The organism is Nocardia sp. CC213A, assembly GCF_030766805.1.
GTDB classification, from domain to species: domain Bacteria; phylum Actinomycetota; class Actinomycetes; order Mycobacteriales; family Mycobacteriaceae; genus Nocardia; species Nocardia otitidiscaviarum.
This window is the reverse complement of the sequence record NZ_JASFXA010000030.1, coordinates 48445-63327: the sequence shown is the minus strand read 5'-3', so window position 1 is coordinate 63327 and position 14883 is coordinate 48445. Positions and strand designations below refer to the sequence as shown.

Here is a 14883-nt window from a genome sequence, read left to right as displayed (position 1 = left end):
GCGGCGCGGGCGGCGCGGCGGTTGGGGACGCCGAGTTTGGCGAGGATGGACGAGACGTGGTGGTCGACCGTGCGGACCGACAGGTAGAGGCGGTCGGCGATCTCCGGGTTGGTGAGGCCCGCGCAGACCAGTTCCAGGACGTCCTGCTGCCTCGGGGTGAGGCGAGCGGGGTGGTTGCGCAGGGTGGAGCGGCAGAGCGGGCCGGGCTGAGGCGAGGTGCGCACGAACAGGCCGGTTTCACCCGCGATGGTCACCTCGACCACCGTGGCGGTGCCCGCAGCGATGTCCGCGCAGGCGGCGTGCAGTGCTTCGAGGGCTTGTGTTCGTTCGAGAAACCGCATGTGCCCAGCCTGGCCGCGAACGGCCGGCTGGTCTGTCCGCGCGCGGACGTTCGTTGTGTCGGCGTCCCGACACAAATCGTCCGCTTCCGGTTTCGCCTGTCGGGGTGGCGGGCGATGATGAGGTATGACACCCGTCACGGACAGCCCCCGGACGCTGCTGCGCACCTGCCCGCTCTGCGAGGCGGTGTGCGGTCTCGAACTCACTCTCGACGCCCACGACCACGTAACAGCCGTACGCGGCGACCATGCCGACCCGTTCAGTCACGGCTTCATCTGCCCCAAGGGGGCCAGCCTCGGAGCCCTCGACCAGGACCCCGATCGGCTGACCGAACCCATGATCCGCGACCGCGACACCGACGCGTGGCGGACCGCGACCTGGGCGGAGGCCTTCACGCTCATCGGTGAGCGGCTGCCCGCCATCGCGCACGCGCACGGCAATCAGGCGGTGGGCGTGTACGTCGGAAACCCCAACGCGCACACCGTGGCCGGGGCCCTGTACCTGCCGCTGGTGCTGCGCGCACTGGGCACCAGGAACATCTACTCCGCCAGCACCGCCGATCAGATGCCGAAGCAGGTCGCGAGCGGGCTCATGTTCGGCGATCCGCTCACGGTCGCGGTGCCGGATCTGGATCGCACCGACTACCTGCTCATGCTCGGCGCGAATCCGCTGGAGTCGAACGGATCGCTGTGCACCGCACCGGATTTCCCGGGACGGCTGAAGGCGCTGCGCACACGCGGCGGACGCCTCACGGTGGTGGATCCGCGGCGCACCCGCACGGCCAAGCTCGCGGACGAGCATCTGTTCATCCGGCCGGGCAGTGATGCGTATCTGCTGTTCGGGATCGTGCACACGCTGTTCGCCGAGCAGCTCACCGACGTCCGCGTCGAGGTCGAGGGGCTGGACGAGATCCGATCGGCCGCCGCCGATTTCACCCCCGAGGTGGTGTCGGCCCGCACCGGCGTGCCCGCCGCGACGGTGACCCGGATCGCTCGCGAGCTGGCCGCCGCGCCGACAGCCGCCGTCTACGCCCGGATCGGCACCTGCACAGCCGAATTCGGCACCGTCGCGCAGTGGCTGGTGGACGTGGTGAATGTGCTCACCGGAAATCTCGACTCCCCCGGCGGGGCCATGTTCGCCACCGGGGCGGCCCTGGGCATCGTGCGGTCCCGCCCCTTCCGCACCGGACGGTGGACCAGCCGGGTGCGCGAGCTGCCGGAGGCCATGGGCGAGCTGCCCGTCGCCACCCTCGCGGACGAGATCGGCACGCCGGGCGATGGACAGATCCGGGCCATGGTGACGGTGGCGGGCAATCCGGTGCTCTCCGCGCCCAGCGGACCGCGCCTGGACACCGCCTTCGCCGGACTGGAATTCATGGTGTGCGTGGACCGGTACCTCAACGAGACCACCCGTCACGCCGATGTGATCCTGCCGCCGCCGCGCATCGTGCAGGCCCCGCACTACGATTTCGCGCTGCTGAACTTCGCGGTGCGCAACTATGCCCGCTATTCGCGTCCCCTGGTACCGCTCGGCGACCACCCCTCGGAGGCGGAGATCCTCGCCCGACTGGCCATGGCGGTGAGCGGACAGCGGCCGCCGGAGGGCGTCACCCCGCTCGAGGCGGTGGACGAGATGGTCATCGCGGGCACCCTGCAGAAGGCCGGGCTGCTCGAACGCCGCCCGGAGCTGCTGGGCGAGAACACGACCGAGCAGCGCATCGACATGATGCTGCGGCTCGGGCCGTACGGCGAGTGGAACCCGGCGGCGCGCGCCACTGCCGAGCAGGATGGGGACGCTCGGAACCAGGACGCCGACGCCACGGCGTTCCCGCGGAACCAAGCCGATCCCGGGTCGAGCGGAGCGACAGTCGCCCCACGTGCAGCCGGAACGGGATCTCACACCGGCACCGGCACGGTGTCCCCCGCTGGGGCAGCGGTGCGGACCGAAACGACCGGGCAGGGTGGGACGCCGCTCACGGGTGCTGTCGGCACCGCACCGGTACGGGACGCGGCCGACGCCGAGGCGCACCACGACGGTGGCGAGGACTCGTCCCGGTGGGTTGGCGCGCTGAATCTGGGTGTGCTGCTGGAGCATCCGCACGGCATCGACCTGGGGCCGCTGCGGCCGCGACTGCCCGGGGTGCTGCGCACGGCGTCACGGAAGGTGGAGCTCGCACCGCCGCAGCTGCTGGCGGATGTGGAGCGGTTGCGGGCGCGGCTGCGCGCCGACGCACCGGAGATGGTGCTGATCGGGCGGCGGCAGCTGCGGTCCAACAACAGCTGGCTGCACAACATCTCGTCGCTGGTGGGCGGATCCAACCGGTGCACGCTGCACATCCACCCCGACGATGTGGCGCGTCTGGGCTTGAACGGGCAGGCCGTGGTGAAGTCCGCGGCGGGCACCGTGATCGTCACCGTCGAACCGACCGAGGAGATCATGCCCGGCGTGGTGAGCCTGCCGCACGGGTGGGGGCACGCGGACAGCTCGCAGGCCGTGGCGCGCGAGCATGCCGGGGTGAATGCCAATGTGCTGACCGATGATTCGCTCGTCGACGCGCCCTCCGGCAATGCCGTGTTCAACGGCGTGCCGGTAACGCTCACCCCGGCCTGAGGTCGGTGCCCGCATGTCACCCGTCCGGATACTGCTGTGGCTGGTGCATGTCAGCCTGCCCGCCCTCGGCCTGTGGGTGCTGGTGGCACGGCCGCAGCTGGATCACGAATTCCAGCACCACGGTGTGCATTTCTGGCTGATCCTGGGCGCGGCCGTGGTGGCGCTGGTCCTCGGTGTGCTGCTGCTGCGGGCCGCGCGGGCGCATCGGGACATGCGGCTGATCCTGGTGTCGCTGGTATTCCAGCTGAACGCCGGATTCCTGGGGCTGCACGCACTGGCGACGCCCGGGATCATTCTGTCCGCGCCGAATGTCGGGTTCACCACCGCGGTGCCGGTCGGCATGGTGCTGGGCGGCTTCGCGGCCCTGGCCTCGGCGGTGGAGTATCCGCCGGACGCGCGGGTGCACCGGTACACGGATCTGCTCGCGGCGCTGCCGATCACGCTCATGGTGGTGTGGGCGCTGCTGTCGCTGACCCGGGTGCCGCCCTTCGACGCCGTCCCCGATCCGTCGGAGGCGCAGGGCCCGCTGGTGGCGGCGGTGTTCGTGGGCGCGGCCTGCTATCTGGTGGCGGCGGTGCGCTACGCCTACCTGTACTACCGCAATCGCGGCACGGTGGTGCTCAGCGTGCTCACCGCGTTCGTGCTGTTGGCGGAGGCGCTGTTCGCGGTGGGGTTCGGGCGCAGCTGGCGGATGTCGTGGTGGGAGTGGCATGTGCTGCTGGGGGTGGCGTTCGCGCTCATCGCGCTCAGCACCCACCTGACCTTCCTGCGGGAGGGTTCGGCGCGGGGCCTGTTCGACAGCGTGACGCTGCGCAGCACCCTGGACGCCATCCACCGCGACTACGCCCGCGCGCTCGAGGAGATGGTCGCCGCGCTGGACCAGCGCGCCAGCGGCGGCGTCGCCGCGGCCGAACCACTCGGTGCGGTCGGCCAGGAGCTCGCCCGCCGTTTCGGCCTCACCGAACGCCAGGTGGCGGTGCTCCAGCAGAGTGCTCGCGCGGTCGGCAGCGAACGCGAACAGGTGCGTCGCCTCGGCGCACTGGTCGCCGTCGGCGAACGCTCCTCGGTGATCCGGGGCGAGCAGCAGCTGCTCGCCGAGATCCAGCGTCTGGCCACCTACGCCTTCGAGGGCGACACCGTGCGCATCGGGGTGCTGCGCCGGGGCCGCCTGCACTTCGAGGACGGCGGGCCACCCAACCCCGGCGCGCATGCGTTTCCCTTGATGGTCAAGGGGTTTCATGCCGGAGTGCTGGAACTGGCACGCACGGCCGCCCCCGCGCATGCCTCGACCGGGATCCCCGAGCCGGTGCACGGCACCGGCGTGCCCGATATTCGGCACGACCGTCCTGCCGCAACCGATACGGGACACGGCCGCTCAGACACACGGCGAGGGTTCGGTTGGCGGCCCGCGCCGAGCGGGCAGCGGCCGCCTCCGGGCTCGGCTGGGCCTGATGAGTCGCCGGGCGCGGTGACGCGGGCGCTGAACGCCACCGGACTCCGGCGTGGCACAGCGGGTTTCGCCGTGCCCGGGGCCGCCGGCCGGGCCGGTGCGCAGGCTCCCGGACGGCCGGTGCCGCTGGGTGCGGCGGAGCAGGCGGTGGCGCGGTCGTTCGCGGCGCAGGCATCGGTGGTGTTGGAGAACGCGCGGCTGTATCAGCAGTTGGACGGGCTGTTCCGGTCGTACATGTCGCCCGCGGTGGCCACGGCGTTGATCGCGGATCCGTCCCAGGCGGGGTTGGGCGGTGAGATCCACGAGGTGAGTGTGTTGATGGCGGATCTGCGGGGGTTCACGCCGTTCGCGGAGCGGGTGGGGCCGGAGCAGGTGATGCGGATGCTGAACACCTACTACACCGCGATCGTTCCGGAGATCCTGGCCGAGGGCGGGACGGTGGTGCAGTTCGTGGGCGACGCGGTGATGGCGATCTTCAACGCGCCGGTGCGGCAACCCGATCACGCGCTACGGGCGGCGCGGGCGGGGCTGGCTTTGCAGCGGGCCGTGGCGGGGGTGCGGGAACGGGTGGATGTTGCGGATCGGGACGACTGGCCGATGTTTCGAGTGGGAGTCAATACGGGTCCGGCCGTGGTCGGCAATGTGGGAGCGCCGCAGATGCGGAACTTCACGGCCATCGGCGACACCACCAATCTGGCGGCGCGACTGGAGTCGCTGGCCGAACCGGGAACGGTGGTGGTCGGCCCGCTGACCAGAACGCGGCTCGGTGACCGGGCCGTGGTCCGGGATCGGGGGGCCTTCGACATCAAGGGCAAACGCGACCCGGTGACGGTGTACGAACTCGAGGCACTGCGGTGAGGGTGAGATGGAATTCGAACTGTTCGACGGGCTGTCCCCCGCGGAACGACGGGAGCTGGTCGCCGCGTGCACGCCGCGCAAGTTCCGGCGGCGCGACATCGTCTGTCACGAGGGTGATCCCGGGGACTGCCTGCATCTGATCACCAGTGGGAAACTCATCGTCCGGGTGACCACGCCGCTGGGTCACACCGCCACGCTGACCATTCTCGGCCAGGGTGAGATGTTCGGCGAGCAGGCGATCCTGAGTCCGGACGCGCGCCGCACCGCCACCATCGTGGCGGTCACCGACGCCGAGACCCTCACCCTCAGCCGGGATCGGCTGGAGCGGCTGCGCACCGATCATCCGCAGGTGGAGCGGTTTCTCACGGTCTCGCTGGCCGCACAGGTGCGCAGGCTGTCCGCGGCGGTGCTGGAGGCGCTGTACCTGCCGGTGGAGACGCGGGTGCTGCGGCGGCTGTCGCATCTGGCGCGGGTGTACGGCGATCCGGGCCGGGCGCCGCAGATCCGGCTCACCCAGGAGGATCTGGCGTCCATGGCGGGCACGACGCGGGCAACCGCCAACAAGGTGCTCCGCGAACTCGAGGACGCGGGGGTGGTGCGGTTGAGCCGGGGGTCGGTGACGGTGCTGGATCGAATGGCGTTGGAACGCAAAGCAAACTGACCTATCGGTCCTTTTCCAGGGGGCTAACGCTCGGCCAACCCGGACAAAACTATGCAAAATGGACAATTCAGGATTGCGAAATACTCGCGCGCACAGCCGAACTCGCAGACGTACGTCCAGCCGAGTGATCAGCACACCCACAGCTAAGCGGTTCCGAACCCTTGTGAGAACCCGTATCCCGGGGGACCCTCGCACGGGAAGGTCTGACCGGCGGCAGTCGAGCGAGCCCTACCAGGGAAAATGCGTCGTTTCAGCCATTCGCCACACCAAAATAGTTAAACCGTATAGCATTTCGGATGGCCGAAGTTCGCGGCCGAGCCTCTCCCATCCGGACTCCAGCTACCAGAGGGGGCGCACAATGCCCGGCATCAGAAGCGGCAGCGATGGCGAACGCGAACTACAGGAACGCTACGGGACACAGGATCGCGCCGAGCGTTTCTACGAAGATCAAGTGCGGGACCGGCTCAATACTCACATGATCGATTTCATCCGCCGGATGGATATGGCCTTCATCGCCACCGCCGACAAGCACGGCGAATGCGACACCAGCTTCCGAGCGGGCAAGCCCGGCTTCCTCCACGTTATCGACGAGCACACCGTCGCCTACCCCGAATTCCGCGGCAACGGGGTGATGGCCAGCCTCGGCAACATCCTCGAGAACCCGCACGTGGGCATCCTGCTCATCGACTTCGTGCACGACCTCATCGGCCTGCACATCAACGGCTCCGCCCGCATCGTCGACGACGCGCTCATGCGGCGCTACATCGACGGACTGCCCGAGGGCGAGCGCGGGCGTGTCATCGAACGCTGGGTGGTGGTGGACGTCGAGGAGGCGTACATCCACTGCCGCAAGCACATCCCGCATCTCGTGCCCGCCTCCCGCGAACCCCGCCAGTGGGGCACCGACAACGTCCGTGCCAAGGGCGGCGACTACTTCCGGACCAAAGAGGAGGCGCGCGCGCTCGTCGAGTACTGATGCCGGAGCGCGGGTCCGGGCGCGGCCCCGGACCTCACCTCCCGGTGCTCGGCTCAGTGGATCTCGACCCAGTGGATCTCAGCTCAGTGGATCTCGGCTCAGTGGATCTTGAAGATCACCGCACGCTGCACGATGAAGTTGATCACCGTGGCCGTGCCCTGCGCGATCACGAACGCCACCAGCACGGCACCGGTGAATGTGTGACCGGCCACATCGACCTTCATCTCCGGCAGCACGATGTTCAGCAGCGCATTGATGCCGACCTGCGCCGCGAAGGTCACCGCGTACAGCGCCACCACCGCGATGAAGCGTTTGCGGCTCGGCGGCGCCTGGAAGGTCCAGCGGCGATTGATCAGGTAGGCGGTGGTGGTGCCCGCGATGAAACTGACCGCCTTGGCGATATCGCGCGGCACCCCGACCGCGCTCATGAGCAGCACGTACAGCCCGAAGTCCACCACCGCGGAGAAGCCGCCGGTCAGCGTGAAGCGGACGATCTGGGTCTTCAGATCGACATCGGTGCCGCCCGGCTCGTCGACCAGGGGCAGCTCGGGCGGCAGGGGCAGGTGGGGTTCCGCGGTCACAGAGCAGAAGGGTAATGCCGCGCACAGGTAACGGCACCAGCCGATGGGCGGTTATGCCTGTAGCCTCTATCCCGATGTCCACGAAAGCTCAGACCACCACCGCCGGTGCCGCCGAGACGAGCTCGGCCTCCGAGGGAGCGTACGCACTGCCGACGCAGACCCGGAAGCTCACCGGATGGGGTCGCACCGCACCGACAACATCCGAAGTCCTCGCCACGTCCGATCCCGAGGTGATCGCCAAGGCGGTCGCCATGGTCGCGGAGGACAACGAGGCCAAGCCCGCACATCTACGCCGCGGCGTCATCGCGCGCGGGCTCGGACGTTCGTACGGCGACAACGCGCAGAACGCGGGCGGACTCGTGGTCGACATGACCGCGCTGAACAAGATCCACAAGATCGACGCCGCCACCCGCCTGGTCGATGTCGACGGCGGCGTGAACCTGGATCAGCTCATGAAGGCCGCGCTACCGTTCGGCCTGTGGGTGCCGGTGCTGCCGGGCACCCGGCAGGTCACCGTCGGCGGGGCCATCGGCTCGGATATCCACGGCAAGAACCATCACAGCGCGGGCAGCTTCGGCAACCACGTGCGGTCCATGGAGCTGCTCACCGCCGACGGCACCGTGCACCACATCACGCCCAAGAAGAACGCGAAACTGTTCTGGGCCACGGTCGGCGGGTGCGGTCTGACCGGCATCATCCTGCGGGCCACCATCGAGATGACGCCCACCGAGACGGCTTATTTCATTGCCGACGGTGATGTCACGCCGACGCTGGACGACACCATCGCCTTCCACAGCGACGGGTCCGAGGACCGCTACGAGTACAGCTCGGCCTGGTTCGACGCCATCAGCCCGATGCCGAAGCTCGGCCGCGCCGCGATCTCGCGCGGCAATCTGGCCAAGCTGGATCAGCTGCCGAAGAAGCTGCGGAAGGACCCGCTGAAGTTCAACGGCAAGACCTTCTTCACGCTGCCGGACGTGTTCCCGAACGGCCTGGCCAACAAGTACACCTTCACGCCGATCGGCGAGCTCTGGTACCGCAAATCGGGTACCTACCGGGGCAAGGTGCAGAATCTGACGCAGTTCTACCACCCGCTGGACATGCTGGGTGAGTGGAACCGCGGCTACGGCTCGAACGGTTTCCTGCAGTACCAGTTCGTGGTGCCGCCGGAGTCGGTGGACGAGTTCAAGCGCATCATCGTCGACATCCAGCAGTCCGGGTTCTACTCGTTCCTGAACGTTTTCAAACTGTTCGGTCCGGGTAACCAGGCCCCGCTGAGCTTCCCCATGCCGGGCTGGAACATCTGCGTGGACTTCCCGATCAAGGCGGGGCTCAACGAGTTCGTCAACGACCTCGACCGGCGGGTGCTGGAATTCGGCGGACGGCTCTACACCGGCAAGGACTCCCGCACCACCGCGGAGACCTTCCACAAGATGTACCCCCGGATCGACGAGTGGATCAAGGTCCGCCGAACCGTCGATCCCACAGGCGTTTTCATGTCCGATATGGCGAGAAGGCTGGAGCTTCAGTGATCAATGCGGTCGGGAATCCGCAGACCATTCTGCTGCTGGGCGGCACCTCCGAGATCGGTCTGGCGATCTGCTCGGAGTACCTGAAGTCCGCGCCCGCGCGCATCGTCCTCGCGGCGCTGCCCAATGATCCGCTGCGCGAGCAGGCGGTGGCGCAGATGAAGGACGCGGGCGCGTCCGACGTCGAACTCGTCGACTTCGACGCACTCGATATGGATGGTCACCCCAAGGTGATCGAGCAGGCGTGGGCGCACGGCGACGTGGATGTCGCCATCGTGGCCTTCGGCATGCTCGGCGATGCCGAGGAGCTGTGGCAGGACCAGCGCAAGGCCGTCATCGCCGCCGAACTCAACTACACCGCCGCCGTCTCGGTCGGCGTGCTGGTCGGCGAGAAGATGAAGGCGCAGGGCTACGGCCGCATCATCGCCATGTCGTCGGTGGCCGGTGAGCGGGTGCGCCGCTCCAACTTCGTCTACGGCTCCACCAAGGCCGGACTCGACGGCTTCTACCTGGGCCTCGGCGAGGCACTGCGCCCGCACGGGCCGCGCGTCACCGTCATCCGCCCGGGCCAGGTGCGGACCCGGATGTCGGCGCACGTCAAGGAAGCGCCGCTCACGGTGGACAAGGAGCAGGTGGCCGCGCTCGCGGTCAACGGTTCCGCCAAGGGCAAGGAAATCGTCTGGGCCCCGGGCACTTTCCGCTACGTGATGATGATCCTGCGGCACATCCCGCGCGCGGTGTTCCGCAAGCTGCCGGTGTAGGAGTCGTTCGGAGGTCGGCCCGCGATCCACGGTGCGAACGACATTCGCGCTGTCTCGCAAGTGGCTTCGTGCCGGGGCCGACCCCCAGCGACTGGTGCAAAAACCGTTGCGCGCCGAAGATCGAGGTGCCATGGTCGGTACCGGGCTTGTTTGCCGGGAGGGGGCACATGGAGGAACTGAATTCGTCTGCTGTTCGCCGGGGCGACTGGGTGGTGTTGACCAATCCCAGCTGGCGGGAAGCCGCGCCGGAGGTGATGCCACCGCCTGAGGTGATCCTCGGTGGCTGGTTGATCGGTGAGGACGGTACTCCCGGTCCATTCGAACCCAATCCGAACTACGTCCCTACCGACGAAACATTGCCGACCGACCCCCTCGATGCCGTGCTGCGTCGGATCAGCAACGGGGACAACGTCGGCGGCGACGAGATCATTGCGGCACTACGGGGCGCGGTGGTGGAGATCGGGTGCGACGACAGGAATGACCCCCTGGTGGGTCAGGCTCCAGACGGAGGGCCGTGCGTTGCAATCGCCACCGCCGCGATACACAAGCAGCGGGTCGAGGCGGACCGATGGTGGCCGGTACAGGGCACCGTGCTGCCAGACATCGTGCCCGCTGGCGTCGATATCCTGATCAATCCCGGTAGTCCCGCCCAGTTCCGAATAGTGACTCGCATTTTGCTATCGTCCGAATGAAGATCGCTGCTCAGCTGGCACAATTGGCCGCGCGAGTCCGTGCAGCAGTCACCGATGCGAGCGCCACACTGCAGTCCCATGTGGACAGGTACGCCGACGACCTGCGAAAAATCGCCGACAATCTCGTCGTAGCCGACGGAACAGGTGCCCGGATAGTGAGTGGCGTCGACCCGGACACACCAAGCCTACGCGGCCTGAGCCTCAATAGCGGGCTTCGACACACTTTCACACCCGACCAAGTTCACAGCTTGCCGATCCTGGACGCCGAAGGATCAGTAATAGGAACATACTTTCCGTCACAGCTCACTGACGCGAAGAAGCCGCTGACTTTCACTCGCGATGGACTCGAGACCACGCGAAACGAATACTACGAGTACAGAAGCGGCCGAGAACCTCACGAACCGGAGTGGGCGTTTGTAAGGTCGGCTCCGGCCCCTTGGGGCCAGAACACCGTATACGCGCGGGCACACGCCGATGCTGACCATTACAGCATTCAGGTAAAGAAGAGTGTCCTGTTCACAAAATGGAGCAGGTTGGTGCCGACCCTGGTCGACGGACCAACCTACGGGCTGATCCTTGCCGCTGACAGGCATTTCAAGCAGGCGGTCCGTGGCGCGCCCACGGCCGACCTGGTCCAGTTCTCCTGTTCACCGGCTGGGGGCTCAGCCGCACCGGGGGCAGCCAAAGCCCTGCACTCGGCTGGAATAGGTTTGGACGTGTATGCCACCGAGAGGATCCATCTCTCCCTCACCGAGCAAAGTGAAGAGCCGGGGCCTGGCCGAATCAAACAGTATGGTGCCCGCATTGTCGGACACGGTTCCGAGGTCGAACTCGACGAATCAGGCAACCCCACGAAGTCGCCCTGGGTCAGGTACAAGGCATCCGGCCAGCAACCGGACGCCTCAGACTGACACCGACGCGAACCGGCCCGCCGCACGGAAGTTCGAGTACCAGCGTATCCCGAGTGTCGAGGTCTCCGCTAGGGCGCGGGCTGCCGCACACTCCTGCGCGCGTACGGCAGCGACCCGCTGCGGTAGCGCGGGGCGGGCGCGGCGGGCGGTTAGGCTGTCGCGCGGTGACCACAAGCACGGACCGAGTATCCGGAGGCAGAGTGCACGACACGACTACGGGACGAACCGGGGGGCGCGGGGGGCTGCTGGCGCGGCAGGCCGGGGGCGCGCTCGGTGAGGCGGTGCTCGCGGCCGTGGTCGCCGCGGTGGTGGCCGGGGTCGGGCTGGTGGCGTTCGCGAGTGTGGAGTGGCCCGCGTTCAACTCCTCCAATGTGACGCGAGCACTGACCACCGTCGGGCAAGTGGTCGCCGTCGCCGTGCTGGCGGCGGCGATCTGGCTGGTGCGGGCGCGGAAGTGGCCGTGGGTGGCGAAAGTGCTGTCGTGGGTTGGTGTTTCGACGTTCGTGACGGTGACGCTGGGGATGCCGCTCGGGGCGACCAAGCTGTATCTGTTCGGACTGTCGGTGGACCAGGAGTTCCGGACGCAGTATCTGACGCGGCTGACCGACAGCGCGGCACTGCGGGACATGAACTATGTGGATCTGCCGCCGTTCTATCCGGCCGGATGGTTCTGGGCCGGAGGGCGATTCGCGAATCTGTTCGGCCTCGACGGGTGGGAGGCGTTCAAGCCGTGGGCCATCACGGCGTTGGCCGTAGCAGCGGCCCTGGCACTCGTACTGTGGTCCAAGCTGATTCGCGCGGACTGGGCGATCGCCGTCGCCGCCGCCACCACGGCCGTGACGGTGGCGTATGCCGCACCGGAGGCGTACAGCGCGGTGCTGGTCGTGCTGCTGCCGCCGGTGTTGGTGCTGGCCTGGGGTGCGCTGCACCGGCCCGCCGAGTACGGGGCTGTGGAGTATCGAGCTGAATTCGGGACCGAGAGCGCACGGACAGCTGGCGGCGAGGCTGCTGGCTCCGGGGCCGCGGGCTCCGGCGCTGCTGGCTCCGGGGCCGCTGAATCCCCCGCAACGAGTTCCGGAGCCGCAGGGTCCGGCGGTGCGGGTTCGGACGCCGTTGACTCCGGCGCGACGAGCTCTGAAGCCGCAGGGGCCGGGGCTGGGAGTTTCCGGGCTGTGGGGTCTGTCTCGACCGCGGGGGGTTGGGGGGCCGTGCTCGGCACCGGCTTCTTCCTCGGGCTGGCGGCTACGTTCTACACGTTGTATTTCGCGGTGGCGGTGTTCGCGGTGTGCTTGATGGCGGTGGTCGCCGCCGGGATCGCGCTGTGGCAGCGGCATGCCGCGCTGCGGGTGCATCGGCGCACCAAGCAGGAGATGCCCGGGGTCTGGCGGCTGCTGTGGCCGATTCTGGTGCGGCTGATCGCGATCGGGGTGGTCGCGGGGTTGTTGGCGCTGGTGGTGTGGCTGCCGTTCCTGCTGCGGGTGCTGCGCGAAGGTTTCCCCAGTTCGGGTACCGCCTTCCACTATCTGCCCGAGGGCGGGGCGCGGCTGCCGCTGCCCATGTTCGAATTCTCGCTGCTGGGCGGGCTGTGTCTGATCGGCGTGATCTGGCTGGTGCTGCGGGTGGGCAGTTCACGGCGGGCGCAGGCGCTGGCGGTCGGTGTGGTCGCCGTCTACCTGTGGTGCCTGCTGTCCATGCTGCTGACCGCGGCCGGAACGACGCTGCTGTCCTTCCGGTTGGAGCCGGTGCTGATGGTGCTGCTGGCGGCGGCGGGCGCGTTCGGTTTCGTAGAGGGCGCACGGGCGATCTACCAGGTGTTGAACGAGCCGGAACGGTTCCGGGCCGTGGTCGCGGCGGTGGCCGTACTGGGCGCGATCGGCTTCGGTCAGGAGATCCCGGAGATCCTCGCGCCGGAGATCACCACGGCCTACACCGACACCGACGGCGATGGTGTGCGCGCGGACAAGCGGCCGCCGTCGGCGGTCTCGTACTACGACGAGATCGACACCGCCCTGCGCGAGCAGACCGGCCGCCCCCGCGACGAAACGGTGGTACTGACCGCCGACCTGAGCTTCCTGTCCGTCTACCCCTACTTCGGTTTCCAGGCCCTGACCTCGCACTACGCCAACCCCCTCGCCGACTTCCCGGCCCGCGCCGACGAAATCAAACGCTGGTCCACCCTGGAAACCCCCGAGGAGTTGCTCGAGGCCCTGCGCACCACCCCCTGGCGCGCCCCCGACGCCTTCCTCTTCCGCCAGTCCGGCGACGACTACACCCTGCGCCTGGCCGAAGACGTCTACCCGAACCAGCCGAACGTGAAGCGCTACCAGGTGACCTTCCCGGCTGCGCTGTTCGACGATCCCCGCTTCACCGTGACCGATATCGGACCGTTCACGCTGGTGGTCGTGGAGCGCTGATCCACCCCGCGCGCGTCCGGCTGGTCACGGCAGACCCAGTGGTCCCGCACCAACGGACGGGTCACATCGGCCACCAGCGACGCCGTCACATGCGCGCATCCAGCCGACCACTCGTCGCGTCCGACCGGGACCTGCCGTGCGGTCGGCCGGTCATGCCGGAGGTGGCCGATTCGCACAGCCGAGCTGGGCTACGCGACAGATCGGGACAGTGTCGCCCGGCCGGGCCAGCTCGCCCGCCGGGTCGCGTCGCCTTGCCCGGCTCGCCTCCCCCGCCCGCGTCACGTCGCCCGCCCGTGGCACGTCGCCCGCCTGGCACGCCTCCCCTGCCCGCGTCACGTCCCCGATCGGGTCGCTCCGTCGGTCCGGGTCGCGTCGGCGGTCCAGGCTCGGCCGCCGCTTCGGGTTGCGTCAGCGGCCCGGCTCACGGCCGCCAGGCGAGCGGCGAACTCATCGGCATGGCGGGCAAGGGGATCGCCCGTGGGCTCGGTGGATGTCGCATCCTCGATCAGCATGCGTACCTGCACCAACTCCGCATCGACCGCCTCGATCAAGGCCGCGATGGCCGGGGCCTTGTGCGGGCAGTCCACGCCGCGACATCCGACGTGAGCTTCGAGACTATGACGGGCCAGCTGGTAGGAGCCCCACGCGGGGCATGGCGCACGGTCGGCACCCGCTGTCGGCGGCGATTCGAGCATCACTTGCCGCCGCTCGGTGAACCCGCCGCCAGCAGGCGACCATCGAATCCGCTGCCGCACCGATGTCTGCCACGCCCGGAGCGATGCACGCCACCGCGACGGTGCGGACGCGGAACTTCCACGCTCCCGGTGCCTTCGACGTACGGCAGGACGAAAGGGGGAAGCTCGCGGTCCTCCCGCCAGTCCTCGCCGATACCGCGCATCGCCCACACGAAGACGAGGGCACCCAGCGCCGCCAATCCCAGAATCCAGACTTCCCAATACATTCGCCGATCTCCTCGCGTGCGTACCGGTTCGATTCGAAGCACCGAGCGGCGGATGCGCGCTGTCGTCGCCGGGTGTAGGACCAGTAGACACCCGAATCAATTCTCGTGATACGTGCATGGAGAACCGAGCACGAAATACG

General features: G+C 68.3%; 13 protein-coding genes. 9 read left to right on the top strand and 4 right to left on the bottom strand.

Going from position 1 to position 14883, the window contains the following annotated elements; all coding sequences use genetic code 11:
• On the bottom strand, nucleotides 1-341 hold a 341-nt coding region (locus tag QJS31_RS35140), incomplete at its 3' end, for a LuxR C-terminal-related transcriptional regulator (RefSeq protein WP_306358818.1).
• A gap of 124 nt (nucleotides 342-465) precedes the next feature.
• Here QJS31_RS35140 and QJS31_RS35135 point away from each other — a divergent pair.
• From QJS31_RS35135 to QJS31_RS35120, 4 genes are all read left to right on the top strand, one after another.
• Nucleotides 466-2949, top strand: coding sequence for a molybdopterin-dependent oxidoreductase (locus QJS31_RS35135; RefSeq protein ID WP_306358817.1), 2484 nt, complete (start codon nucleotides 466-468; stop codon nucleotides 2947-2949).
• A 13-nt stretch (nucleotides 2950-2962) separates the two neighbouring features.
• On the top strand, nucleotides 2963-5257 hold the full coding sequence (locus QJS31_RS35130; RefSeq protein WP_306358816.1) for an adenylate/guanylate cyclase domain-containing protein: 2295 nt from the start codon (nucleotides 2963-2965) through the stop codon (nucleotides 5255-5257).
• 7 nt (nucleotides 5258-5264) lie between these two features.
• Complete coding sequence (locus QJS31_RS35125; RefSeq protein ID WP_039808503.1) at nucleotides 5265-5918, top strand: Crp/Fnr family transcriptional regulator; 654 nt, start codon at nucleotides 5265-5267, stop codon at nucleotides 5916-5918.
• Nucleotides 5919-6276: 358 nt separating this feature from the next.
• A complete protein-coding gene (locus QJS31_RS35120; protein WP_039808501.1) occupies nucleotides 6277-6894 on the top strand; it encodes a pyridoxamine 5'-phosphate oxidase family protein in 618 nt (205 codons plus the stop codon).
• Nucleotides 6895-6992: 98 nt separating this feature from the next.
• Here the strand turns inward: QJS31_RS35120 and QJS31_RS35115 are convergent, their stop codons facing one another.
• Nucleotides 6993-7475, bottom strand: coding sequence for a GtrA family protein (locus tag QJS31_RS35115; protein WP_282782356.1), 483 nt, complete (start codon nucleotides 7473-7475; stop codon nucleotides 6993-6995).
• A gap of 74 nt (nucleotides 7476-7549) precedes the next feature.
• Between QJS31_RS35115 and QJS31_RS35110 the strand changes: the two genes are divergently transcribed.
• From QJS31_RS35110 to QJS31_RS35090, 5 genes are all read left to right on the top strand, one after another.
• A complete protein-coding gene (locus QJS31_RS35110) occupies nucleotides 7550-9007 on the top strand; it encodes an FAD-binding oxidoreductase (RefSeq protein ID WP_282782354.1) in 1458 nt (485 codons plus the stop codon).
• Nucleotides 9004-9765, top strand: a complete 762-nt coding sequence (locus QJS31_RS35105) for a decaprenylphospho-beta-D-erythro-pentofuranosid-2-ulose 2-reductase (protein WP_280357293.1) — start codon at nucleotides 9004-9006, stop codon at nucleotides 9763-9765. The genes QJS31_RS35110 and QJS31_RS35105 overlap by 4 nt, the downstream gene beginning before the upstream one ends.
• Before the next feature lie 167 nt (nucleotides 9766-9932).
• Nucleotides 9933-10457, top strand: a complete 525-nt coding sequence (locus tag QJS31_RS35100; RefSeq protein WP_282782350.1) for a type VII secretion system-associated protein — start codon at nucleotides 9933-9935, stop codon at nucleotides 10455-10457.
• Complete coding sequence (locus QJS31_RS35095) at nucleotides 10454-11368, top strand: hypothetical protein (RefSeq protein WP_282782348.1); 915 nt, start codon at nucleotides 10454-10456, stop codon at nucleotides 11366-11368. The genes QJS31_RS35100 and QJS31_RS35095 overlap by 4 nt, the downstream gene beginning before the upstream one ends.
• Before the next feature lie 200 nt (nucleotides 11369-11568).
• On the top strand, nucleotides 11569-13782 hold the full coding sequence (locus tag QJS31_RS35090) for an arabinofuranosyltransferase (protein WP_372341730.1): 2214 nt from the start codon (nucleotides 11569-11571) through the stop codon (nucleotides 13780-13782).
• A 332-nt stretch (nucleotides 13783-14114) separates the two neighbouring features.
• Here QJS31_RS35090 and QJS31_RS35085 read toward each other — a convergent pair whose 3' ends face one another.
• Both QJS31_RS35085 and QJS31_RS35080 read right to left on the bottom strand, forming a co-directional pair.
• Nucleotides 14115-14369 (bottom strand): hypothetical protein, encoded by a 255-nt coding sequence (locus tag QJS31_RS35085; RefSeq protein WP_306358815.1) that lies wholly within the window; start codon nucleotides 14367-14369, stop codon nucleotides 14115-14117.
• 107 nt (nucleotides 14370-14476) lie between these two features.
• On the bottom strand, nucleotides 14477-14743 hold the full coding sequence (locus QJS31_RS35080) for a hypothetical protein (protein ID WP_282781241.1): 267 nt from the start codon (nucleotides 14741-14743) through the stop codon (nucleotides 14477-14479).
• Between the last annotated feature and the right edge of the window lie 140 nt (nucleotides 14744-14883).